This is a genomic window from Trinickia sp. NRRL B-1857 (assembly GCF_050470685.1).
Lineage (GTDB): Bacteria > Pseudomonadota > Gammaproteobacteria > Burkholderiales > Burkholderiaceae > Trinickia.
The window spans coordinates 2,054,415-2,078,850 of the sequence record NZ_JBFLUK010000001.1 but is presented as its reverse complement, the minus strand read 5'-3'; the positions used below and the strand labels follow the sequence as shown (position 1 = coordinate 2,078,850).

Annotated in this window: 21 protein-coding genes; 17 read left to right on the top strand and 4 right to left on the bottom strand. The window is 62.5% G+C overall.

Translation table 11 applies throughout. From position 1 onward, the window contains the following. The first annotated feature begins 26 nt into the window (after positions 1–26). The 6 genes from AB1286_RS09205 to aspS all read left to right on the top strand — a co-directional run bounded on the left by AB1286_RS09205 (position 27) and on the right by aspS (position 6,077). Positions 27–653: a ubiquinone biosynthesis accessory factor UbiJ gene (locus AB1286_RS09205; RefSeq protein WP_430362986.1), complete on the top strand. Its 627-nt coding sequence runs from the start codon at positions 27–29 to the stop codon at positions 651–653. A 14-nt stretch (positions 654–667) separates the two neighbouring features. Next, entirely contained in the window at positions 668–2,245 is a 1,578-nt protein-coding gene (gene ubiB / locus AB1286_RS09200; RefSeq protein WP_430362985.1) for a ubiquinone biosynthesis regulatory protein kinase UbiB, read from the top strand. Positions 2,246–2,249: 4 nt separating this feature from the next. Continuing rightward, the gene (locus AB1286_RS09195; RefSeq protein WP_430362984.1) at positions 2,250–2,897 is read left to right on the top strand and encodes a methyltransferase domain-containing protein; all 648 of its coding nucleotides are present in this window, start codon (positions 2,250–2,252) and stop codon (positions 2,895–2,897) included. A gap of 202 nt (positions 2,898–3,099) precedes the next feature. Continuing rightward, complete coding sequence (locus AB1286_RS09190) at positions 3,100–3,426, top strand: FmdB family zinc ribbon protein (RefSeq protein ID WP_430362983.1); 327 nt, start codon at positions 3,100–3,102, stop codon at positions 3,424–3,426. Between the two features lie 130 nt (positions 3,427–3,556). Then, entirely contained in the window at positions 3,557–4,204 is a 648-nt protein-coding gene (locus AB1286_RS09185) for a DUF502 domain-containing protein (RefSeq protein ID WP_430362982.1), read from the top strand. Between the two features lie 70 nt (positions 4,205–4,274). Continuing rightward, positions 4,275–6,077 carry an aspartate--tRNA ligase gene (gene aspS, locus AB1286_RS09180; RefSeq protein WP_430362981.1) on the top strand — a complete coding sequence of 601 codons (1,803 nt, stop codon included), beginning with the start codon at positions 4,275–4,277 and terminating at the stop codon, positions 6,075–6,077. A gap of 113 nt (positions 6,078–6,190) precedes the next feature. On the opposite strand, the gene AB1286_RS09175 is transcribed toward aspS, so the two are convergent. Together AB1286_RS09175 and AB1286_RS09170 are read right to left on the bottom strand one after the other, a co-directional pair. Continuing rightward, positions 6,191–6,586, bottom strand: coding sequence for a hypothetical protein (locus AB1286_RS09175; protein WP_430362980.1), 396 nt, complete (start codon positions 6,584–6,586; stop codon positions 6,191–6,193). Positions 6,587–6,662: 76 nt separating this feature from the next. Then, entirely contained in the window at positions 6,663–8,360 is a 1,698-nt protein-coding gene (locus tag AB1286_RS09170) for a S10 family serine carboxypeptidase-like protein (protein WP_430362979.1), read from the bottom strand. A gap of 317 nt (positions 8,361–8,677) precedes the next feature. Between AB1286_RS09170 and nudB the strand changes: the two genes are divergently transcribed. From nudB to AB1286_RS09125, 9 genes are all read left to right on the top strand, one after another. Next, positions 8,678–9,190, top strand: a complete 513-nt coding sequence (nudB, locus tag AB1286_RS09165; RefSeq protein WP_430362978.1) for a dihydroneopterin triphosphate diphosphatase — start codon at positions 8,678–8,680, stop codon at positions 9,188–9,190. After that, complete coding sequence (locus AB1286_RS09160; protein WP_430362977.1) at positions 9,187–10,461, top strand: phospholipase D-like domain-containing protein; 1,275 nt, start codon at positions 9,187–9,189, stop codon at positions 10,459–10,461. The genes nudB and AB1286_RS09160 overlap by 4 nt, the downstream gene beginning before the upstream one ends. 191 nt (positions 10,462–10,652) lie before the next feature. After that, the gene (locus AB1286_RS09155; protein ID WP_430362976.1) at positions 10,653–11,252 is read left to right on the top strand and encodes a TetR/AcrR family transcriptional regulator; all 600 of its coding nucleotides are present in this window, start codon (positions 10,653–10,655) and stop codon (positions 11,250–11,252) included. A gap of 83 nt (positions 11,253–11,335) precedes the next feature. Beyond that, positions 11,336–13,123, top strand: a complete 1,788-nt coding sequence (locus AB1286_RS09150) for an acyl-CoA dehydrogenase C-terminal domain-containing protein (RefSeq protein WP_430362975.1) — start codon at positions 11,336–11,338, stop codon at positions 13,121–13,123. A 135-nt stretch (positions 13,124–13,258) separates the two neighbouring features. Next, positions 13,259–15,697: a 3-hydroxyacyl-CoA dehydrogenase/enoyl-CoA hydratase family protein gene (locus tag AB1286_RS09145; RefSeq protein ID WP_430362974.1), complete on the top strand. Its 2,439-nt coding sequence runs from the start codon at positions 13,259–13,261 to the stop codon at positions 15,695–15,697. 16 nt (positions 15,698–15,713) lie between these two features. Continuing rightward, positions 15,714–16,913 carry an acetyl-CoA C-acyltransferase gene (locus tag AB1286_RS09140; protein ID WP_430362973.1) on the top strand — a complete coding sequence of 400 codons (1,200 nt, stop codon included), beginning with the start codon at positions 15,714–15,716 and terminating at the stop codon, positions 16,911–16,913. Positions 16,914–16,999: 86 nt separating this feature from the next. Further along, positions 17,000–17,767, top strand: coding sequence for an enoyl-CoA hydratase (locus tag AB1286_RS09135; protein ID WP_430362972.1), 768 nt, complete (start codon positions 17,000–17,002; stop codon positions 17,765–17,767). A 388-nt stretch (positions 17,768–18,155) separates the two neighbouring features. After that, positions 18,156–18,584: a hypothetical protein gene (locus AB1286_RS09130; protein WP_430362971.1), complete on the top strand. Its 429-nt coding sequence runs from the start codon at positions 18,156–18,158 to the stop codon at positions 18,582–18,584. 73 nt (positions 18,585–18,657) lie between these two features. Continuing rightward, positions 18,658–19,095, top strand: a complete 438-nt coding sequence (locus AB1286_RS09125) for a hypothetical protein (protein WP_430362970.1) — start codon at positions 18,658–18,660, stop codon at positions 19,093–19,095. Positions 19,096–19,192: 97 nt separating this feature from the next. On the opposite strand, the gene fdhD is transcribed toward AB1286_RS09125, so the two are convergent. After that, a complete protein-coding gene (gene fdhD, locus AB1286_RS09120) occupies positions 19,193–20,035 on the bottom strand; it encodes a formate dehydrogenase accessory sulfurtransferase FdhD (protein ID WP_430362969.1) in 843 nt (280 codons plus the stop codon). Positions 20,036–20,161: 126 nt separating this feature from the next. Between fdhD and AB1286_RS09115 the strand changes: the two genes are divergently transcribed. Together AB1286_RS09115 and AB1286_RS09110 are read left to right on the top strand one after the other, a co-directional pair. Further along, positions 20,162–20,638, top strand: coding sequence for a nitrate reductase associated protein (locus AB1286_RS09115; protein ID WP_430362968.1), 477 nt, complete (start codon positions 20,162–20,164; stop codon positions 20,636–20,638). 237 nt (positions 20,639–20,875) lie between these two features. Then, on the top strand, positions 20,876–23,989 hold the full coding sequence (locus AB1286_RS09110) for a sensor domain-containing protein (RefSeq protein ID WP_430362967.1): 3,114 nt from the start codon (positions 20,876–20,878) through the stop codon (positions 23,987–23,989). A gap of 42 nt (positions 23,990–24,031) precedes the next feature. Here AB1286_RS09110 and AB1286_RS09105 read toward each other — a convergent pair whose 3' ends face one another. After that, positions 24,032–24,430, bottom strand: a complete 399-nt coding sequence (locus tag AB1286_RS09105; RefSeq protein WP_430362966.1) for an acyl-CoA thioesterase — start codon at positions 24,428–24,430, stop codon at positions 24,032–24,034. Positions 24,431–24,436: the final 6 nt, after the last annotated feature.

Below are 24,436 nucleotides of genomic sequence, written 5' to 3'. Positions count from 1 at the left end.
CCGCGCGGGCTTTTTATTGCTCTCCGATGACACTTGCCGCCAAGCCCTTTGCCGCCGCCGTCAATCACCTGCTCGCTCGCGAAGCGTGGGCGCGTGACCGCCTCGCTCCTTACGCGGGGAAGACGGCTCGTCTGAAGTTCTCCTCGATCACCCTGACGCTTGCCGTCGAACCCGGCGGCTATTTGAGTGCCGTCGATGAAATCGACGCCCGCGCGGTCGACGTGTCCCTGGCAGTCGCCTCCGATGCGTTGCCGGCCTTCATGCAAGGCGGGCAAGCCGCGGTTATGAAGCATGTGAAGATCGAAGGCGACGCCGAGTTCGCCACCCAGCTCGCGAAGCTGGCCGAGCATCTGCGCTGGGAGCCCGAGGAGGATTTGGCCAAGCTGATCGGCGACGCGCCCGCTCATCGCGCTGCCGAGCTCGTTCGTACGGCCGGGGCGCAGGCGCTGCGCGCCGGTCGCGGTTTGCGCGATTCGATCGCCGAATATTTGCTCGACGAGAACCCGCAGCTCGTGCGTCGCGATGCACTCGATGCATTCAATAGCGAGCTTGCGCGCGCCCGCGACGCACTCGCGCGCGTCGAAAAACGGATCGAGCGGCTCGATCAGCAAACGCTCGCGCGCGAGGCTAATGCCTTGCGCCGCGTGCGATAGCGAGCGGGCCACCTATGCGTCTATTGCGTTTCATCAAGATCGCTTACACCGTCTGGCGTTTCGGCTTGGACGAGATGATGTTGAGCCGGATCAGCGATCGCCGCGTCCGATTCCTCGTGCGCATCGGCACGATCGGCCGCCGTTACACGTCGCCGCCGGCTGTCCGTTTGCGCCTCGCGCTCGAAAGCCTCGGCCCGATTTTTGTGAAGTTCGGGCAAGTGCTCTCCACGCGCCGCGATTTACTCTCGGCCGACGTCGCGATCGAGCTGGCAAAACTGCAAGATCAAGTGCCGCCGTTCGACTCGGCCGTCGCCATCGACATCATCGAGAAGTCGCTCGGCGCACGTGTCGACGTGCTCTTCGACGACTTCGAGCGCGTTCCGGTCGCCAGCGCATCGATCGCTCAGGTGCATTTCGCCAAGGTAAAGTCGGGCCAGCATGCCGGTAAGGACGTTGCGATCAAGGTGTTGCGGCCGAACATGCTGCCCGTGATCGACTCGGACTTGGCGCTGCTGCGCGATTTGGCGACCTGGGCTGAGCGCCTGTGGGCCGACGGCAAGCGGCTCAAGCCGCGCGAGGTCGTCGGCGAGTTCGACAAGTACTTGCACGACGAACTCGACCTCATGCGAGAGGCCGCGAACGGCAGCCAGCTTCGCCGCAACTTCGCGGGGCTCGATTTGCTGCTCGTCCCCGAGATGTATTGGGAGTTCTGCACGCCGAACGTGCTCGTCATGGAGCGCATGGTCGGCGTCCCGATCAGCCAGGTCGAGACGCTGCGGGCGGCCGGCGTCGATATCCCGAAGCTTGCGCGCGAAGGCGTCGAAATCTTTTTCACGCAGGTCTTCCGCGATGGCTTTTTCCATGCGGACATGCACCCCGGCAATATCCAAGTCAGTCTCGATCCGGCTCACTTCGGCCGCTATATCGCCTTGGATTTCGGGATCATCGGCGCGTTGTCCGACTTCGATAAGAACTACCTGGCCCAGAATTTTCTCGCGTTCTTCAAGCGCGACTACCACCGCGTCGCCACGTTGCATTTGGAATCTGGTTGGGTGCCGCCCAGCACGCGCGTGGAAGAACTCGAAAGCGCCATTCGCGCCGTTTGCGAACCGTATTTCGATCGCGCGCTGAAAGACATCTCGCTCGGCCAAGTGTTGCTTCGGTTGTTTTCCACGTCGCGACGGTTCAACGTCGAGATCCAGCCGCAACTCGTCTTGCTCCAAAAGACGATGCTCAATGTCGAAGGGCTCGGGCGTTCGCTCGATCCCGAACTCGATCTGTGGAAGACGGCCAAGCCTTACCTCGAGCGGTGGATGACCGAGCAGATCGGCTGGCGCGGGTGGTATGAGCGGCTCAAAGTGGAAATGCCGCAGTGGAGCAAGACGCTGCCGCAGTTGCCGCGTCTTGTTCACCATGTGCTCGCCGAGCGGCACGACGGGACGCGCGCGACGCACGATGCGACCGTCAAACTCCTGCTGCTCGAGCAAAAGCGCACGAACCGCATGTTGCAGGCGCTCTTGCTGTTCGGCGTGGCGGTCGGCGTCGGCGCCGTAGTCGCCCGTGCGTGGCTTGCGATCGCTTACGGAGCTTAACGCCATGACTGAGCCTTCATCGCCCGATCGCCCGGGATCAAAGCCCGCCGGCGGCGCGGCGCCCGCTTTCGCCACACGCGATCCGAATACGGCTGCGTTTTGGGACGAGCGCTTTCGGCAAGGCTTCACGCCATGGGACCAAGCCGGCGTGCCCGCGGCGTTCGCCTCCTTTGCCGCTCGCTCGACCCCGGTGCCTGTCTTCGTTCCGGGGTGCGGCAACGCCCATGAGGTCGGCTGGCTCGCGCAGGCGGGTTGGACCGTGCGAGCGATCGATTTTGCCGCCGATGCCGTCGCGGCCGCACGCGCGCAGCTCGGTCCTCACGCGGCATTCGTCGAACAAGCCGATTTCTTCACCTATCGGCCCCCGTTCGCTCCGGGCTGGATCTACGAGCGCGCGTTCCTTTGTGCATTGCCGCCCGCGCGCCGCGCAGACTATGCGGCGAGGATGGCCGAACTGCTCGAGCCCGGCGGTTTGCTGGCAGGCTTTTTCTTCTTCGACGAGGCGCCTAAAGGCCCACCGTTCGGGATCACGCGAGCGGAACTCGACGCGCTTGTGCGCCCCTCGTTCGACCTCGTCGAGGACGAAGCCGTGGACGATTCGATTCCGGTATTCGCGGGACGCGAGCGCTGGATGAGCTGGCGCCGGCGGTAAGCTGCGCGCGTGCCGCGCGGGAACCGGGCGATCGCTCGCGCGCTGCGTCCCGCACACTTGATTTTCGTTGGCGGCGCCCTCAATTTGCGAGCTGCGCGGCGCCCAGCGTCGCTTAAGCGGGGCCGCGCCCAATTGCGGCTATAATTCAACGCTTTGTAAGCGCTTAACCGTTTTTTTGTCGGAAATAGTCGGGAAGAGAATTATGCCGATCTACGCCTACCGTTGCGAATCGTGCGGCTTCGAGAAAGACGTGCTCCAAAAGATGAGCGACGCGCCGCTGACGCAGTGTCCGCAATGCGAAAAGGACTCGTTTCGTAAGCAAGTGACGGCCGCGGGCTTTCAATTGAAGGGATCGGGTTGGTATGTCACCGATTTCCGCGGCGGCTCCGGCGGTGCGAACGGCACAGCCGCGGCCAAGTCCGATGCCACGCCGGAAGCGAAGTCGGAGGCCAAGTCCGATTCGGCCGCCGTACCGGCCAGCACGAGCACGCCGGCTGCGCCCGCCGCGTCCACGACGTCCGACGCCTGAGCGGGCGTCGCCACGGATGGCGCCGAGGCCGGCGCCGACGGGACGTCGTCGCGCGGCATCGCGCTCATCAAGCGCAGGGCGGTACGAATAAGCGCGCTGATTCATTCCTAGCGGTTCCCTGGCGGTATACATGAAAAAGACGACGCTCAAATCCGTGTTTCTGACCGGCTTGCTGGTCCTCGTACCTTTGGCGATCACGCTGTGGGTGCTGGGGCTTATCATCGGTACGATGGACCAGACGCTGCTGTTGCTGCCCGAATCGTGGCAGCCCGAGAAGTTGTTCGGGTTCCATTTGCCCGGCGTCGGGGCGCTGCTCACGCTGGCGTTCATCTTCATCGTCGGGCTGTTCACGCAAAACTTCGTCGGGCAAAAGCTCGTGACCTGGTGGGACGCGATCTTGCGGCACATCCCCATCGTCGGGCCGCTTTATACGAGCGTGAAGCAGGTGTCCGATACGCTGCTCTCGAGCAGCGGTAACGCATTCCGAAAAGCCCTATTGATCGAGTACCCGCGGCGCGGCTCGTATACCATCGCGTTCCTTACGGGCGCCCCGGGCGGCGACGTGATCAACCATTTGCAGCAAGAGCACGTGAGCGTGTACGTGCCGACGACGCCGAACCCGACGTCGGGCTTTTTTTTGATGGTCCCCAAGGCGGAGGTCATCGAGCTCGACATGTCGGTCGACGCCGCGCTCAAGTACATCGTCTCGATGGGCGTAGTCGCCCCGCAACTGCCGGCGAGCGCGCCGGCGCGCCGCCCGGTCGAGCCGCCCCTTTAATGCCGCCGTGCGGTGATCCGGAATAGCACCGCACGCGCTGCCCTCAAATGCCAAACGAAAGACGAATACCATGTCGATGAGATCTGAATACTGCGGTCTGGTGACCGAACATCTGTTGGGCCAAACCGTGTCGCTGTGCGGATGGGTGCATCGCCGGCGCGACCACGGCGGCGTCATCTTCATCGACCTGCGCGATCGCGAAGGGCTCGTCCAAGTCGTCTGCGACCCCGACCGCGCGGAGATGTTCAAGATCGCCGAAGGCGTGCGTAACGAGTTTTGCGTTCGCGTTCAAGGCGTCGTGCGCAATCGTCCCGAAGGCACGGTCAACGCAGGCTTGAAGAGCGGCAAAATCGAGGTGCTGTGCCACGAGTTGACCGTGTTGAACGCTTCGGTCACGCCGCCGTTCCAGCTCGACGACGACAACCTCTCGGAAACGACGCGCCTCACGCACCGCGTGCTCGACCTGCGTCGCCCGCAGATGCAAAACAATCTGCGTTTGCGCTATCGCGTCGCGATGGAAGTGCGCAAGTATCTCGATGCGCAAGGCTTCATCGATATCGAAACGCCGATGCTCACGAAGAGCACGCCCGAAGGCGCGCGCGACTACCTCGTTCCCTCGCGCGTGAACGCGGGCCAATTCTTCGCGTTGCCGCAATCGCCGCAGCTGTTCAAGCAGCTCTTGATGGTGGCGAACTTCGATCGCTACTACCAAATCGTCAAGTGCTTCCGCGACGAAGACTTGCGTGCCGATCGTCAGCCCGAATTCACGCAGATCGACTGCGAGACGTCGTTCCTTACGGAACAGGAAATCCGCGATCTGTTCGAGCAGATGATTCGCCACGTCTTCAAGGAGACGATCGGCGTGACGCTCGACGAGGCGTTCCCCGTCATGCAGTACTCGGAAGCGATGGCGCGTTTCGGTTCCGACAAGCCCGATCTGCGCGTGAAGCTCGAATTCACCGAACTGACCGACGCGATGAAGGACGTCGAGTTCAAGGTGTTCAGCGCACCGGCGAACACGAAGGACGGTCGCGTAGCGGCACTGCGCGTGCCGAAGGGCGGCGAGCTTACGCGCGGCGACATCGACGGCTATACCGAATTCGTGCGCATCTACGGCGCGAAGGGTTTGGCGTGGATCAAGGTCAATGAAGCGGCGAAGGGCCGTGACGGTCTGCAAAGCCCGATCGTCAAGAACCTGCACGATGCGGCGATTGCGGCGATTCTCGAGCGCACCGGTGCGAAAGACGGCGACATCATTTTCTTCGCGGCGGATCGCGCGAAGGTGGTCAACGACAGCCTCGGCGCGCTGCGGCTGAAGATCGGCCACTCGGATTTCGGCAAGGCGAACGGCCTCGTCGAAGCGGGCTGGAAGCCGCTGTGGGTGATCGACTTCCCGATGTTCGAGTACGACGAGGAAGAAGCGCGCTACGTCGCTGCGCACCATCCGTTCACGAGCCCGAAGGACGAGCACCTCGAGTATCTGGAAACGGACCCGGGCCGTTGTCTCGCCAAGGCGTACGACATGGTGCTGAACGGCTGGGAAATCGGTGGCGGTTCCGTACGGATCTATCGCGAAGACGTCCAGAGCAAGGTCTTCCGCGCGCTCAAGATCAATGATGAAGAAGCGCGGGCGAAGTTTGGCTTCCTGCTCGACGCGCTGCAATACGGCGCGCCGCCGCATGGCGGGATTGCGTTCGGGCTCGATCGTATCGTGACGATGATGGCTGGCGCCGATTCGATCCGCGACGTGATCGCGTTCCCGAAGACGCAGCGTGCGCAGTGTCTGCTGACGCAGGCGCCGAGCGCCGTGGACGAGCGGCAACTGCGCGAGTTGCATATCCGTTTGCGCCAGCCGGAGCAGCCGAAGGCGTAAGACGCCGAGGGGTCGGCGAGGGCGCTCACAGGCCTTCGCACAGAGGCAAGGTACAAAAAAACCAGCAGGTGGATGTCGATCCACCCGCTGGTTTTTTTTATTCCTTGGCTTTATTAGTGCTGCTGCAAATACTGCTGAACCTGCTTTAGTGTCACCTTGCCGCTACGCGCCGTGTCGATTTCCTGGAAATGCTCGGAAACGTAGCCTAGGCCGCTCGCCTGGGCTTGAACCTGCGTGATGGCGGCGTTGTCGCTGAATGCACGGTTCGCGCCGAGACTCGCGGCTAGCCGGTTCTGAGCCTCTTGCTTGAGTGCTGCCCCGGTCGTTGGGGTGTCGGACGATGCGCGTGCGCCGCGCTGGAGGAAAGGGCCATCTACGCCGCCACCGGCGAGCGGCGTGGGGGGCGAAACGGCTTGCAGCGTCGATGCGAAGGCGCCGCCCGCGCAGAGAACGAGCGCGGCCGCCAACGATGCGCGCGGCAACAGGCGCAGCAATGAGATTTGGAACATAACGTAGCTCACAAAAAAAGGTGTCACGAGCGCAAGCCCGAACAACGGGGCTCCGCCACGCATTGGAGATGAGAGATCAGGGGGCCGTCGTGACAGTGGTTGCGACCGTCGGCGTATTCGCCGGGCTCTGATCGGCCCACGGCGCCGCCAGTTGCGCAAGCGTCGTCGCATTCGAAATCGACTGATTCTTGTAATACGACACGAGATCGGCCTGCATTTGCGGTCGCGCAACATTATCCAAATAAATCATGTGACCGCCCTGGTAAAACGTGAGCTGAATGTTCGGATTAATACCTTTTACGGTTTTCAGTCGGGCCAATTCCTTTTCCGTCTCGAAGAACGGTGTCGCGAGATCGTGATAGCCGTTGGATGCCAACACTTTCAGTTGCGGATTGAGCATGAGCGCCGCGAGCAGATCGGGGATCGTATCCGGTTGCGTCTTGCCTCCATGACTGAAATTCCATACGCCGATGATCTTGTCGTTCAGCGTCTGGTAAGTCGCGTGCGGCGCCTGATAGCCGAGGTAGCTCGGCATCTGCGCCGCAAGCGCGGTCGTGAACGGCTGCGAGATCAAGATATCGGACGGGTCGTTGTCGGCGGTAAGGCGCGAATCGCTGTTCGGCAACGAGACGCGTCCGTCATAACGACCGATCGTGTAGCCCGGCACGAGCAGCGTCTGGCCCGGCGAGGCCTCCGTGTCGTAAAAGTACTTGAAGTAAGCGCTCAAGGACGCCGTCGACAGATTCGTCTGGGAAGACCAATTGCTCAACGTGGCGGCGGGAATCGCAACCTGTTGCGTAGCGGTCGAGTACTGTACGAGCGGCGTGTACTGCGCCGTGACGAAGTTGCGGATCTGCTGCGCGTACGTACCGAGGTTCGTCGGCGACGGCGACGCCAGGTTGTAGTAGGCCGCGACCGCTGCGTAGGACGGGAACGACCCGGCCGACGTATCGCCGGTCGAGGCCGCATAATTCAGGATCGACGACTGCAACACGATCCCGGTCAGATGTACTCCGGCCGATTCGAGCGACAGCGAGAGCATGTCCGTGCGCGGCGTGCCGTACGATTCGCCGTACAGATAAAGCGGCGAGCCGGTCAGGTTGTTCACGGCGATGTAGCGGCGGATGAAGTCGCGCATCACCTGAACGTCGGGATCGGAGCCCCAGAACGTCTTGTTCGTGTTCGGTGCGATTGCCTCCGACAGACCGGTGCCCGGCGGATCGATGAACACCATGTCGGTCGTGGCGATCAGGCTTTCCGCGTTGTCGACGAGCGGATAGTTCGGCCAGTTGGTCATCAAGGGATCGGGCGTCGCGACCCGCGTCGGCGCGAACGAGCCGAGGCGCAACCAGACGGATGACGAACCGGGCCCGCCGTTGTAAAAGAACGTGACGGGACGAGGGGTGCCGCTGGTGTTCTGAGCGACGTATGCGACGTACGACATCGTCGCTTCCAGCTTGCCGCTCGTATCCGAAGCGGTCAGATGCCCGGTGGTGGTCGTATACGGAACGCTCGCGCCGCCGCTCGACCATTGGTGATGCATGACGGCCGCTTGTTCGGTGACCTGCGCCGCAGGCAGCGAATCCCCGGCGTTCGGCGAATAGGCAACGTTATCGGTGTACGTTTGGTCGGCTGCTACGGCGGGGGTGGTGGTGCTGTTTCCGTTCCCGCCGCAACCCGCCAGCGCGAGCATGCTCAGCGCCAGCGTTGTCCCTCCTACGCGCCGGGCAAGCGGCCCGATTCCGGCGCCATTTCCAATGCATTTTTCTTTCATTTTTATCCTTATTTGGCTTTTTTGATATTCAACGAACGGCTACAGCAACGGCAAAATCCGATTGATGTGAAAGCATTCGATTTTTATTGTCTTTATGCCTAGTAATAAATCGTAAGAATAAAAAATAGATGGGTCAACCGGGAGAGCGGTTGAATTGTGTGGAGTTATGTCGAGTTTTGTACTTGAGGCGGTCTTGCCCGAAGCGGATTCATCGAGGCACGCGGCAGCGTCGATCGTCGATGGGCGGATGCGTCGCGCGAGCCGGTGCGCAACTGCTGCGCTATGCTGATGGGCGTACTGCAAATCAATCGAACGCCATGCAAAAAACGCCGAAAATTCCCGAGTCGGTCCTCGTCGTCATCTACACGCCCGAGCTTGACGTGCTCGTGATCGAGCGCGCCGACCGCCCCGAATTCTGGCAATCGGTGACCGGATCGAAGGACCGCATCGACGAACCGCTCGCCGAAACCGCCGTCCGAGAAGTGGCGGAGGAAACGGGTATCGTCGTCGGCGGCCCGATCGTTGCGCCCGAGGCGCTGATCGATTGGGGCGAGCGGATCGAATACGAGATCTACCCGGTTTGGCGCCATCGCTACGCCGAAGGCGTCACGCGCAACGTGGAACATTGGTTCGGGCTCGAGGTGCCGTACAAACTCGAGGTCACGCTCGCGCCGCGCGAGCACACGGCCTATCTGTGGCTGCCGTACGAGCAGGCCGCGGCGCGGTGTTTCTCCTCGTCCAACCGCGATGCAATCCTGCAATTGCCGCGCCGGTTGCGGGCAGGCAGCGCATCCGCTGGGATTTCGCAGCTGCCGCCCGAGCGAGCATGAGCGGACGCGGCGCACGCCGGCTCGTGCGGATCGGGGCCGCCCTCGTTTCCAAACGCCGGGCATGGCGGCTCGCCTTCACGGCCGACAACGAAGTGCGGCTCTTCAAGAGCGGTGCCGACTATTTCACCGCGTTGATCGGTCATATCGACGATGCGCGAGAGAGGGTCACGCTCGAGACCTATATCTTTTGCGACGACGAAGCAGGTCGCCCCGTCTCCGACGCGCTCGTGCGGGCGGCAAGCCGTGGCGTGCGCGTGCGCGTGATCACCGACGGCTTAGGGACGGGCCGCCTCCCGCTGTTCGACGAATGGGTGGCGGCGGGCATCGAGCATCGAATCTACAACCCCGGATGGCTGGGCGTATTCGGCCGATTCGGGCTCTCGCGCACGCACCGTAAGCTCGCCTTGATCGACGGCCGAGTTGCGTTTTGCGGCGGCATCAATATCGTCGACGACTTTGCCGCCGCGAACGGTCCGCTCGCGCATCCGCGCTGGGACTTCGCGGTCGGATTGACGGGACCCGTCGTCGCGCGCATCGGCGCCGCGCTGGACACGCAATGGCGGCGCTTAACGCTCGGGCACCGCCCATACGCCGAGGCGGTGCCGCGCGCGCTCGCACTGCGCGAGCAAGCGAGCGCGACGGGCGCCACGGCCCCGTCGCAGCCGTCCGCCCATGCCTCGGAACAGGCGCTGAAAGCGCCGAGCGTCGCCTTTATCGCGCGCGATAACTTCGTCAACCGGCGCGCGATCGAAAAAGCGTACCTGGTCGCCATTGGCCGGGCACGGCACGAGATCTTGCTGGCCAACCCGTATTTCGTACCCGGACGCAAGCTACGCCGCGCGTTGGTGGCGGCGGCCCGGCGCGGCGTCGAGGTTCATCTGCTGATCGGTCGCAACGAATTTATCGCACTCGATCACGCGGTGCCCCATCTTTACCGAACGTTTCTCGGCGCCGGTGCGAGAATCGCCGAATATGAAAAGACGATGTTGCACGGTAAAGTAGCGGTCGTCGATTCGAACTGGGCGACGGTGGGCTCTTCCAATCTCGACGCACTCAGCCTCGTGCTCAACAACGAGGCCAACGTCGTGCTGATCGAGCACCGGGAGATCGGCCAGTTGCGCGAGGCGATAGTGGAGGCGTTCGCGCAGGCTCGTCCCGTCGACCCCGCCGCATACGCCGCGCGTCCTTGGGGGAAGCGCTTAATCAACTGGCTCGCTTACGCGACGTACCGCGCCGTGATGAAGGTCCTGACCGTCGGCGGATACGATTAGCGCCGCCTCGCCGCGCCGCACAGGCGCGCGGAAGACGGCGCCGTCCGGCGCTCGAGCGGGCAAGCGCCCCTAGCTTCCCGGTTAGATTCCAGTTTCTAATAAAGTCCTTGTTTCGAGGGCGGCCGCGCTCAATAATAGTACGGCCGTTCTATTTTTTGATTGCACAGCCAAAAGAACGGTACAGAGAGGCCATGCGAAAAGGTGAACAAACGCGCGCAGCGATTCTCGATGCGGCGCTCGATCTAGCGAGTCGTAACGGACTCGAGGGTTTGACGATCGGCTTGCTTGCCGAGCGCATGCAGATGAGCAAGAGCGGGGTTTTTGCGCATTTCGGCTCGCGCGAGGACTTGCAAGTGGAAGTCGTCCGCGAGTACCACCGCCGCTTTGAAGAGGAGGTGTTTTTCCCGAGTCTGCGCGAGCCGCGCGGCTTGCCGAGATTGCGCGCGATGCTCGGCCGTTGGATGGAGAAACGCATCCAGGAAGTGATGACGGGATGCATCTACATCAGCGGCGCTGTCGAGTACGACGACCGTGGCGACAACCCGGTGCGCGAGCAACTCGTCCTGAGCGTCTCGACCTGGCGGGCGGCATTGCTGAGAGCAATTTCGCAAGCCGTTGAAGAGGGGCATTTGCGCTCGGACACCGATCCGAACCTAATGCTGTTCGAACTGTATAGCTTCACGCTCGGCCTGCATCACGACGCGCGTTTCCTGCATCTGCCCGATGCCGAACGTCTGACGCGGGCCGCGCTGGAAAAAACGATCGTTTCGTATCAGAGCGAAAGCCGTTAGTCAGCCACGCTCCTACCCGGCGCACTGACTGCCACTCACGGCTTGATCTGTACAAGACAAGATGTAAACCTTTGGAGGAAGTCATGGGTCAGTACGCCGCGCCGCTGCGCGACATGCAATTCGTGCTGCACGAACTGCTGAACGTCGAAACCGAAGTGAAAGGCATGCCGAAGCACGCCGATCTCGATGCCGACACCATCAATCAAGTGCTCGAAGAAGCGGGCAAGTTCTGCGCCGAAGTCCTGTTCCCGTTGAATCAAAGCGGCGATCAAGAAGGCTGCACGTACGCGGGCGACGGCGTGGTGACGACTCCGAAGGGCTTCAAGGAGGCGTATCGCCAATACGTCGAGGCGGGCTGGCCCGCCCTAGGCTGCGATCCCGAATACGGCGGCCAAGGGTTGCCCGCATTCGTGAACAACGCGCTTTACGAAATGCTGAACTCGGCGAACCAGGCGTGGACGATGTATCCGGGCCTTTCGCACGGCGCCTACGAGTGTCTGCACGCACACGGCACGCCCGAGTTGCAAAAGGTCTATCTGCCTAAGCTCGTCGCAGGCAAGTGGACGGGCACGATGTGTCTGACCGAACCGCATTGCGGCACCGACCTCGGCATCTTGCGCACGAAAGCCGAATCCAACGGCGACGGCTCGTATCTCATCACCGGCACGAAGATCTTCATCTCGAGCGGCGAACACGATCTGTCCGAGAACATCGTCCACCTCGTGCTCGCACGTTTGCCCGATGCGCCCCCGGGCACGAAGGGTATCTCGCTGTTCGTCGTGCCGAAGTTCCTGCCGAACGACGCAGGCGAGCCGGGCGAGCGCAACGGCATCAAGTGCGGCTCGATCGAGCATAAGATGGGCATTCACGCGAACGCCACCTGCGTGATGAACCTCGACAACGCCAAGGGCTGGCTCGTCGGCGAGCCGAACCGCGGCTTGCAGGCGATGTTCGTGATGATGAACGCGGCGCGTCTGGGCGTGGGCATGCAAAGCCTCGGCCTCACGGAAGTCGCCTATCAAAACTCGCTCGTCTACGCGAAGGAACGCCTGCAAATGCGTTCGCTGACGGGCCCGAAGGCACCCGAAAAGGCTGCCGATCCGATCATCGTGCATCCGGACGTACGCCGCATGCTGCTCGCGCAAAAGGCTTACGCCGAAGGTGCGCGCGCGTTCTCGTACTGGTCGGCCGTGCAGATCGACAAAGAGCTTTCGCACGAAGACGAAGCCGAGCGCAAGGAAGCAGCCGATCTGGTCGCGCTGCTCACGCCGATCCTGAAGGCGTTCCTCTCGGATAACGCGTTCGAGTGCACGAACCATGCGATGCAGATCTTCGGCGGCCATGGCTTCATCAAGGAATGGGGCATGGAGCAGTACGTGCGCGATGCTCGCATCAACATGATCTACGAAGGCACGAACGCCGTGCAGTCGCTGGACTTGCTCGGCCGCAAGGTCCTCGGCGACATGGGTGCGAAGCTGCGTAAGTTCGGCAAGCTCGTGACCGACTTCGTCGAAGCCGAAGGCGTGAAGCCCGAAATGCAAGAGTTCGTGAACCCGCTCGCCGACATCGGCGACAAGGTGCAGAAGCTCACGATGGAAATCGGCATGAAGGCGATGGCGAACCAGGACGAAGTGGGCGCGGCGGCAGTGCCGTATCTGCGCACGGTCGGCCATCTGGTGTTTTCGTACTTCTGGGCACGCATGGCGCGCATCGCCCTCGACAACGAGGCGTCGGGCGACCCGTTCTACAAGTCGAAGCTCGCCACGGCGCGTTTTTACTTCGCGAAGCTCTTGCCCGAAACGGCTAAGACGATCCGCGAAGCCCGCGCGGGTTCGAAGACGTTGATGGAAGTCGACGAGGCGCTGTTCTAAGCCGGCGCTTCCGCCGCGCGGCGCGCGCAAAAGACGCGCCGCGCTCTCCGATTCACCGCGGCTCGACCCGCGTCGCCGCGTGCGACGCGCAGCCATCGAGCCCGCCAAAACGCATGACTCCGAGGGAGGAAAGACGTGAGCAATCTGATCATTCGCAAGGTGGCCGTGCTCGGCGCCGGCGTGATGGGCGCGCAGATCGCCGCGCACCTGATCAACGCCAAGGTGCCGGTGCTGCTGTTCGATCTTCCGGCTAAGGAAGGCCCGAAGAACGCGATCGCTTTGAAGGCGATCGAGAATTTGAAGAAGCTGTCGCCCGCGCCGTTCGGCGCGAAGGACGATGCCCGCTACATCGAGCCGGCGAACTACGAAGACGACATCGCCAAGCTCGAGCAGTGCGATCTCGTTATCGAGGCGATCGCCGAGCGGATGGACTGGAAACACGACTTGTACAAGAAGGTCGCGCCGCATATCGCGCCGAATGCGATTTTCGCGACGAACACGTCGGGCTTGTCGATTACTAAGTTGTCCGAAGGATTCTCCGACGAACTGAAGTCGCGCTTCTGCGGCGTGCACTTCTTCAATCCGCCGCGCTATATGCATCTCGTCGAACTGATTCCGACGACGCATACGCAGCCGCACATTGTCGACGATCTCGAAACGTTCCTGACGAGCGTCGTCGGCAAGGGCGTCGTGCGCGCGAAGGATACGCCGAACTTCATCGCCAACCGCGTCGGTATCTTCTCGATTCTGGCCGTCATCACCGAAGCGGCTAAGTTCGGGCTGCGTTTCGACGAAGTCGACGATCTGACGGGCTCGCGTCTGGGCCGCGCCAAATCGGCGACGTTCCGTACGGCCGACGTCGTCGGTCTTGACACGATGGCGCACGTCATCAAGACGATGCAGGACAACCTCGCCGACGATCCGTTCTTCCCCGTGTACGAGACGCCGGCCGTGCTGGCCGCTCTCGTCGCCAAGGGCGCGCTCGGTCAAAAGACGGGTGGCGGTTTCTATAAGAAGGACGGCAAAGCGATCAAGGTGCTCGACGCGAAGACGGGCGAGTACGTCGACGGCGGTGCGAAAGCCGACGAATTGGTGGGCCGCATTCTGAAGCGTCCGGCCGCCGAGCGTCTGAAGCTGTTGCGCGAATCGGAGCACCCCCAAGCGCAGTTCCTGTGGTCGATCTTCCGCGACGTGTTCCACTACATCGCGGTGCACCTCGAGTCGATCGCCGACAACGCGCGCGACGTGGACCTCGCCATTCGTTGGGGCTTCGGCTGGAACGAGGGTCCGTTCGAGGGCTGGCAAGCGGCCGGCTGGAAGCAAGTGGCGGAGTGGGTCCAAGAAGATATCGCGGCGGGCAAAGCGCTCTCTAACGCGCCGCTGCCGTCGTGGGTGTTCGAAGGTGCCGTCGCCGAAAAGGGCGGCGTGCATACGGCCGAAGGCTCGTGGTCGCCCGCGGCAGCCAAGTTCGAGCCGCGCTCGAACTTGCCCGTCTACGGCAAGCAGGTATTCCGGGCGCCGCTCTTCGGCGAAGCCGGTGTCGATCCCAAGGCTTACGGCAAGACGCTGTTCGAGACCGATTCGGTCCGCGCATGGGTGGATGACCGCGCCGGTGAAGACGACGTCGTGATCGTCTCGTTCAAATCCAAGATGAATACGATCGGCCCGGGCGTGCTGGACGGCCTGGCGCAAGCGATCGAACTCGCCGAGAAGTCGTACAAGGGTGTCGTGGTCTGGCAGCCGACGTCGCTCAAGCTCGGTACGCCGGGCGGCCCGTTCTCGGCCGGCGCCAACCTCGAAGAAGCGATGCCCGCCTTCATGATGGGCGGCGCCAAGGGCATCGAGCCGTTCGTCAAGAAGTTCCAGCAAGGCATGCTGCGCGTGAAATACGCGAACGTGCCCGTCGTGGCGGCGGTCTCGGGCATCGCGCTCGGCGGCGGTTGCGAGCTGATGCTTCACAGCGCGAAGCGCGTTGCGCATATCGAAAGCTATGTCGGCCTCGTGGAAGTCGGCGTCGGTCTCGTGCCGGCGGGCGGCGGCCTGAAGGAAGCCGCGCTGCGCGCCGCCGATGCGGCTAGCGCGATCGGCGCATCGAACGGCGAGCTGTTGAAGTTCCTCACGAAGTCGTTCGAAAACGCGGCCATGGCGAAGGTCTCGGCGTCCGCAATCGAAGCGCGTGCAATGGGTTATTTGAAGCCGTCGGACACGATCGTGTTCAACGTGTTCGAGTTGCTCGATACCGCCAAGAAGGAAGCGCGCGCGCTGGCGGCCGCGGGCTATCGTCCGCCGCTGCCGGTCCGCCAAGTTCCGGTCGCGGGTCGCTCGGCGATTTCCACGATCAAGGCGCAGCTCGTGAACATGCGCGACGGCAACTTCATCAGCGCGCACGATTTCCTGATCGCCTCGCGCATCGCCGAAGCCGTTTGCGGCGGCGACGTCGAAGCGGGCAGTCTCGTCGACGAAGAATGGCTGCTCGCGCTCGAGCGCCGGGCATTCGTCGATCTGCTCGGCACGCAAAAGACGCAAGAGCGAATCATGGGCATGCTGCAAACCGGCAAGCCGGTGCGCAACTAACGGGCAGGAGCTCCAAATGAGCAAACAATTGCAAGACGCATACATTGTCGCCGCAAGCCGCACGCCGATCGGCAAAGCGCCGCGCGGCGTATTCAAGAGCACGCGCCCGGACGAGTTGCTGGTGCACGCGATCAAGTCGGCCGTGGCGCAAGTGCCCGGCCTCGATACGAAGGTGATCGAAGACGCGATCGTCGGCTGTGCGATCCCCGAAGCCGAGCAAGGCCTGAACGTCGCGCGGATCGGTGCGCTGCTGGCAGGGCTGCCGCAGTCGGTGGGCGGCGTGACCGTCAATCGCTTCTGCGCGTCGGGCGTGACCGCGCTCGCGATGGCGGCCGACCGCATTCGCGTCGGCGAGGCCGATGCGATGATCGCGGGCGGTTGCGAATCGATGAGCATGGTGCCGATGATGGGCAACACGCCGTCGATGTCGCCGCACATCTTCGACAACGACGAAAACTTCGGCATCGCCTACGGCATGGGCCTGACGGCCGAGCGCGTGGCGGAGCGCTGGAAGGTGAGCCGCGAGGATCAGGATCGCTTTTCGCTCGAGTCGCATCAAAAGGCGATCGCCGCGCAGCAATCCGGTGAGTTTAAGGACGAGATCTCGCCGTACACGATCGTCGAACGCACGCCGGATCTCGCCACGGGCGAGGTGAAGACGAAGACGCGCGAGATCGCGCTCGACGAAGGCCCCCGTCTCGATACGACGCTCGAAGGCCTCGGCAAGCTGCGGGCAGTGTTCGCGAACAAGGGCTCGGTCACGGCCGGCAACAGCTCGCAAACGTCGGACGGCGCCGGTGCGCTGATCGTCGTGTCCGAGAAGATCCTGAAGCAGTTCAACTTAACGCCGCTCGCGCGTTTCGTGAGCTTTGCCGTGCGCGGCGTGCCGCCCGAAGTGATGGGTATCGGCCCGAAGGAAGCAATTCCGGCGGCGCTCAAGGCGGCGGGCCTCACGCAGGACGATCTCGATTGGATCGAGTTGAACGAGGCGTTCGCGGCGCAATCGCTGGCGGTGGTGCGCGAACTCGGGCTCGACCCGGCCAAGGTCAACCCGCTCGGCGGCGCGATTGCGTTGGGCCACCCGCTCGGCGCGACGGGGGCGATCCGTGCGGCTACGGTTGTGCACGGGCTGCGTCGCCGCAACCTGAAGTACGGCATGGTGACGATGTGCGTCGGCACCGGCATGGGCGCAGCGGGCATCATCGAACGGCTGTAAATCCCGCCGTGACCCGGCAATGACGGTTCGTACGCGCCGGAGCGACCCTCCGGCGCCGCGAACCGTTTTTCCTTTGGAGAGAGACGATGGAAATTGTGATTGAGCGTAGTGCCGAAGGCGTCATGTCGATTGCTTTGAATCGGCCCGAAAAGAAAAACGCAATCACGGCGGCGATGTATCAGACCATGGCGGACGCGCTGGCCGATGCGAACGAGGACGCGTCCGTACGCGCGATTTTGATTCGCGGCGGCGAGCAGGCCTTCAGCGCCGGCAACGATTTGGAAGACTTCATGAAGTCGCCGCCGACAAGCGCGGATGCGCCCGTGTTGCAGTTCCTCGCGCGCATCAGCAGCGCGCAAAAGCCGATCGTGGCATCGGTCTGCGGCGTCGCCGTCGGGATCGGCACAACGCTGCTCATGCATTGCGATATGGTCTATGCCGCCGAGTCGGCTACGTTCTCGCTGCCGTTTTCGCAATTGGGGTTGTGCCCGGAGGCGGCATCCAGCCTGCTCTTGCCGCGCCTCGCGGGCTACGCGCTCGCCGCCGAAAAGCTGATGCTCGGCGAGGCGTTCGACGCCCAAGAAGCGCACCGGATGGGCATCGTCAATCGTCTGCTGCCTGCCGGCGAGGTGGACGCATTCGCCTATGCGCAAGCCGTCAAACTCGCGGCGTTGCCCGCATCGTCGCTGCGCGTGACCAAGATGTTGATGAAGCGCGCGCACGATCAGGAAATCGCCGATCGAATGAAGGAAGAGGTCGTGCATTTCGGCAAGATGCTGCTCGCGCCGGAAGCCCGCGAAGCGATGATGGCATTCTTCCAGAAGCGTAAGCCGGACTTCAGGCAGTTCGGTTAAAGACGCCGCGTACCGCTGGGTTCCGTGCCCGTGCGGTACGCCCTTAGCGGGAAACGCATCGCTTTGCCGCCGAAGGTCGCCTCCACGGTTTCTTGCTGCGCTTCGTCGCTCGCCCACCTTCCGCGTATCGGCACTCTCCATCGCATCGCCTAAATGTTGAGATTGATCGGCATTCGATCGATGCGACGCTTCCTCGATCGGCCGCGGACCTCACAAGCCATGCTCAAATGTTGAGCGCACCTTTCGATCGTTGCCCTTACGTTCGTTCTCACGGCATCGATTTGGTCTATGCTTTCTCTAAAACAATTGAGCAATGAATCGCGTTTCGAGTTGTCCTGTTTCGGCTCGAATAACTAACTCATGTTCGAATCTCATATGGAGTAGGGCTATGGGCGACCAGCCAATCTCTGCACCGGAGAATCAGGCTATTGCATCGGGCGAGCAATCTTGCGATTCGCTGATATCCAACAACCCCAATGAAGGGAAAAGATTGCAGCGCAGCAAGGGTGCGCCTGTTTATTTGTGGATGGGCGAGAGTCCCCGCAAGGTGCCCGATTCCAAGACATATACCAACCTCTTCGCGTCTTGGGACGGTGTGCAAATCTCGAACGACCTTGAATCGCCGGGACCCGATCTCACGTCGGGCGCGAGCCTGGTACAAGCTCAATCGAGCTCCAGTGTTTACCTAGCTACGAATGGTCGGTTTTATTTCATACCGAACGCCAATGCATTCAGTAAGTTTTCGTTCGATTCGACAAAAATCCTAAAGCTTCCCGACGTGATCGTCAACGCCGCTCGGATCGAATCTCTGCCTTGAGATCGGTGCGAGGCAAGCACTCGTCGTTCGCGCTCTTGCGCCTGAAGTTATGTTGACTGGGGATATGATGAACATGGATAGTGTATCTCTGCCGGAAGGCATCGCGCCCATATCGGCTGATCGCAATGCCTTCGGGGGAGAGGCAGTCGATCCGAAATACTACAGAAAACGGGTCAAGAGCAGCAGGAGCAATACGATTTATTTGATTCTGAATGGTATCCCTAGACCGTTTCCTGATTCTCAAACATACTATAATTTATTCAGTTCGATGAACGATGTCATCGTCAACGATGTGCTCGTCGGCAGCTTTATTCCGGGAAATCCGATCACGCCGGGGGCGATATTCGTCAATGCGAACGAGGACGACATCTTTTATTTGCTCGTGGATAACCTCCTGTGCTCGATAGCAGTTTATCCGGTTGGGGGCGAGTATTCTTTTGATCTAAATAAAACGGTCTTTGTTCCGCGTGCGGTGTTGGATGCGATCAGTCTCGGCCCTGCCATTACTTGAGATGAGAGCTTGACGACACGCGGTCTCGTCGCCCCAAACGGACCCTGCGCGTTGCCGGTCTCATCCGCCTCGATATCGACATTCAAGGCCTATCGCACTATTTGCCGAGTTCGTCGCAATACTCGACGAAGCTCGTTTCCCTGCAAAAACTGACGAGCCGAATGCCGGCTTGTCGCGCTATCGCGATGGCAAGCGAGGAGGGTGCCGATATCGTCGCCACCATCGGAATGCCGACACGTGCCGCCTTGCGCACGAGTTCGTAGCTCGCTCGGCTCGATAGAAAAACGAAACCGTTCGTCGTATCGACGCGATCGAGCACCATACGGCCGATCAATTTGTCGAGCGCGTTGTGCCGGCCCACATCCTCGAAGGCCACCACGATCGCGCCGTCGGCATCGCACCACGCGGCCGCATGAAGGCCTCCCGTCAGCCGCGTCAACGCTTGATGCGACGGCAGCTCACGCGCGGCGCGGGCGATCGCACCGGGCGCGAGCCGGTCCAAGAAGCCGCTCGCCGGGACACGCTCGGGCGAGAGGTCGAGCAGGTCGATGCTCTCGATGCCGCAGACGCCGCAACCCGTACGGCCCGCCAGTGCGCGCCGGCGCTCTTTCAGCGCGGCGAAGGCTTGCTGCACGATCGTGAGTTCGACCTGCGCGTAAGGCAGCGTTGCGCCGCCTCGATGAAACGTCACTTCGATATCGCGGATGTCGCTGCCCCGCTCGACGATCCCTTCGGAGATCGAAAAGCCGACGGCGAATGCCTCCAACTCGCGCGGCGTACACATCATGACCGCATGCGAAATACCGTTGAAGACGAGCGCCACGGGCCATTCCTGGCCCACTTGGTCGAGCGCGGATTCGATTTCGCCGTCGCGGTGGCGGCGCACGGTTTGCTCAATGACGCCGCGCTCGTCGGCGCCGTCCAACGGGTCGTTCAACATCGTTCCTCGTCGATAACTCGCGCAGCCGCTCACGGGCCGGCGTTTCACGTATTAGGTTCTAAAATACCCCAAGCGGGCGCCGCGTGCCCGCTTTGCGCCGGCGCATGCGCGCCAAAGGACACCGCCATGGGATTGCATGACACGCCGTTGCTGTTCGATTTCGAGTTGGTCTCGTCGGAGGACCTCACCTACATGCCGATGTCGGTCCGCTTCAATCTCGATCGCTTCGGCCTTCGCATTTCGCTCGCGCAGTGGCAACTGCTGCCGCATGCGGACCGCGCGCTGCTGGCCCGGTTTCCGGTCGACGAGGATGCGCGAATCGAGCCGAACTTCGATCATGCGCTGTTCGAAATGATGCGCACGCACGCGAACGTCGAACCGGAGTGGTTCACCCCCGAGCAGGATCCGGTTTGGCGCGGCACGGCCGCCGTGCCCGAAGGCGTGCTGAACCACAGCCGGGAGGTGGCTGGGACCGCCGTGACGCTGGAGCGCTGGGCCGCGCTCGATCCCTTTAAGCGCTATGTCCTGACGAAACTGACGCGCAAACCGGAAGCGAGCCACGATTTTGTCCCTGCGATGCGAGAGTTCGGCCTCATGAGCTGAGCCGGCGCGGCTCCCGCCGAGGTCCGGCGTCCTCGCAAAATTTTTTTCGCGCCACCCTCAACCCGCCGTAAGCGCTGCCGTTATCCATGAGATGGCACGGAAAGGCTCGCATCGATCCCAGCAAGAAGGGTCGCACGGGCGCATCGCACTCCCACGCCGCGCCGCCCCATCCTGAGTGCCCTGAAACCTGGGAACGCTCAACCCTGGGCACTAGACTCGATCGGCTTTCGACATCCAATGCGTTCCTTTTTATCGAAACGGCTGCTGATTAACGTCGCGGTCGCCGCGGCTGTGATCGGCGCAAACGCGTTCGTCGCTTACGGGCAAATCCGTAGCGAGCGGGCGACCGATTCGCGCACGGCCCGCTCCATGAGCGTCAAGCGCGATCTCGACGTGTACCGGGCGACGCTCGGGTCCGGCCTGGCGGCACTGGGGCGTTTCTCGCGCTCGGGCGAGCCGGTTGGCGACGCGTTCGTCCGCGATCGCGAGATTGCGCTCGCGAACGGGAAAGCACGCCTGCGCGGGGCGCTGGCGAGCGACGCGGCGATGCGGGGCGATCTCGAAGCGCTGTTGGCGTTGGCCGATACGTTGGAGGCACAGACGCATTCCGCCTTGGTCCGCGCGGCAGGGCAAACGGGCGAGCCAGCCGCAAGCGTCGCGGAGCGCGCTTGGGTCGCGCCGGTCTATATGCATGTCGGCTCGGCGCTCGATGTCGTCGACGCCTCGATCGCGAAACTGCGCGAGCGCGAGGACGAGGCACTGGAATCTTCGTTGTCGGCTTCCGAGCACTCGACCCGTCTCGCCACGTTGCTGCTCATCGTTACGATGGTGGCAGGGTGCGGGATGCTGATCTATACGTTCGGCGTACGCGAGAGTGCCGCCCGCGCGAAAATTCGCGTGGCGCGGGCGATGCGGCGCAGCGACGAGCGCTTTCGCGAGCTGTTCGATGCCCATCCGGTGCCGATGTGGATATACGACCGCGAAACGCTGGGTTTTCTCGCCGTGAACGCCGCGGCTGTCCAGCAATACGGCTACGGCGAAGGCGAATTTTTCGGCATGACGATTCGCGATCTGTATTCGCCCGACGAGATCGCTCGGCTTGAGTCATATCTCGTGCGCGGATACGCGGCGCCGCGCCGAGGGCGCGTATCGGCCGGCGTTTGGCGGCAACGCCGCCGCGACGGTACGCAATTGAGCGCCGACATCACCAATCATGCATTGACGTTCATGGGCCGCCCGGCGGTGTTCGTCCTGGCCGACGACGTGACGGAGCAAATCAAGGTCGAAGCGGAGGCGCAGCGGTCCAATCAGATGCTCGAGACCGTCATCGACAACATCCCCCAGCGCATCTTCTGGAAGGATCGCGAGTCGCGCTATCTCGGGTGCAACATGGCGTTCGCGCGCGACGCGGGTCTGGCGTACACGGAGCAGGTCATCGGCAAGACCGATGACGATATGCCCTGGAACGCGCTGGCCGAGTCGCTGCGCCGCGCCGATCTCGACGTGATCCAGACCGGCGTGCCGAAAATGAATTACGAGTTCGAGACGCTGATCGACGGGGTGCATCGCGCCGGCATCACGAGCAAGATCCCGCTCACCAACGGCGACGGTACGGTCATCGGCGTGCTCGGCTCCTATATGGACGTGACCGACCGCAAGCGGTCCGATCTCGCCTTGCGTCTGCAAAGCCGGGCGCTCGACGCGAGCGTCAACGCGATCTTGATTACGGCGGCCTCCGGCAGCGGCCATCTCATCGAATATGCCAACCCCGCGTTTAAGCGCATCACCGGCTACGATCCGGCGGAAATCGTCGGTCAGGATTGCCGGTTCCTGCAACGCGACGACCACGATCAAGAAGGACTGGTCGCGATTCGGGAGGGACTTGCCGCGAACCGCGAGGTGAGCGCCGTCTTGCGCAACTACCGCAAAGACGGGGCGCTGTTCTGGAATCAGCTCTTTATCGCGCCGGTGCCCGATCCCGACGGCAATACTACGCACCATATCGGCGTGATCAACGACGTTACGGATCTGATTCGTTATCAGGAGCAGCTCGAGTACCAAGCGAACTACGACGGTCTCACGCGGCTGCCGAACCGCAATCTGCTGCGCGAGCGGTTGAACCAGGCGATCGCGCGCGGTAAGCCGCTTGCGGTCGTCTTCATCGATCTGGACGGCTTCAAGAACGTCAACGACAGCTTGGGCCATAGCGTGGGCGACCGTCTGCTCGGCGTCGTGGCCGAGCGGCTTGCGCGTAGCGCGAGGCCGAGCGATACGGTCGCGCGTCACGGCGGCGACGAGTTTGTGATCGTGCTGACCGATGCCGTCGACGAAAAGACGCTGATCGGCTGGATGGAGCGCGTGCGGGCGACGATCTCGGAACCCGTCTGGCTCGACGGCACCGAGCTTTACGTCGGGTGCAGCATGGGGGCGAGCTTGTATCCGCAGGACGGCGAGGACGTCGAAACCCTGCTGAAAAAAGCCGACTTGGCGATGTATCGCGCCAAAGACATGGGGCGCAACACGTTCCAGTTCTATCAGCCGGAGATGAATACGAGCGTCGGCGCCCGGCTCAATCTCGAGCGACGTCTGCGTCGCGCGTTGCGCGACGGCGAATTCTTGCTGCACTACCAGCCGCAGGTGGACATTCAAACAGGGCAGATCGTCGGTATGGAAGCGCTCGTACGCTGGCTCGATCCCGAAGTGGGGCTCGTGCCGCCGTCGGCGTTCATCCCCGTCGCCGAGGAAAGCGGGCTGATCGGACCGCTCTCGGAGTGGGTCTTGCGCGAGGCATGCCGGCAAAACAAGGCATGGCAAAACGAGGGATTGCCGCCCGCGCGCGTCTCGGTGAACTTGTCGGCGCGCCAGTTTCAGCAGCGCGACATCGCCAAACTCGTCATGTCGATCCTCGAGGAAACGGGCCTCGAGCCGCAGTATCTGGAACTCGAATTGACCGAAAGCACGATCATGCGCAACGCCGAGGAGGCCGTGACGATGCTGTCCGAGCTACACGCGCTCGGCATCGGCCTTGCCATCGACGATTTCGGCACCGGCTATTCGAGCTTGAGCTATTTGAAGCGCTTCCCCGTCGATCGTCTGAAAATCGACCGTTCGTTCGTCTCCGACATCGGCGCCTCGAGCGACGACGAAACGATCACCTCGGCGATCATCGCGCTCGCGCATTCGCTGCAATTGCAGGTGATCGCGGAGGGCGTCGAGACCGCCGCGCAACTGGACTTCCTGAAAGAGCGCGCGTGCACGGAGATGCAGGGCTACTTCTTCGCGCGCCCGATGCCGCACGACGCCATTCCCGCGCTGCTGCAACGCGCGCGCCCCGACGCGGTTGCTCACTGAGCGCGAAGCAGGCGGTGCGCCCGCTTGGCGGGCGCGCGTCAGTCAGCCGACGTCGGGCAGCTTGCGCGGACGGCGGTCTTTATCGGTCGCGACGTACGTGAGCGTCGCTTCCGTGACCTTCACAAGCTCTTCGGTAAGGCTCATCCGCTGAGCGAACACTTCGACCGAGACGGTAATCGAGGTCGTTCCCGTCTTTACGATGTCGGCGTAGAAGCTGAGCAGGTCGCCGACGAACACGGGCTGTTTGAAGACGAACGAATTGACGGCGATCGTCGCGACGCGGCCGTTGGCACGGCGGCTGGCGGGAATCGAGCCGGCGATGTCGACCTGGGCCATGATCCAGCCACCGAACACGTCGCCGTGAACGTTGGCGTCGGACGGTTGCGGCACGACGCGCAGGGCGCAGTTTTTCTGGGGAAGCAGCGGGGGGGAGATAGTCATCGAAGT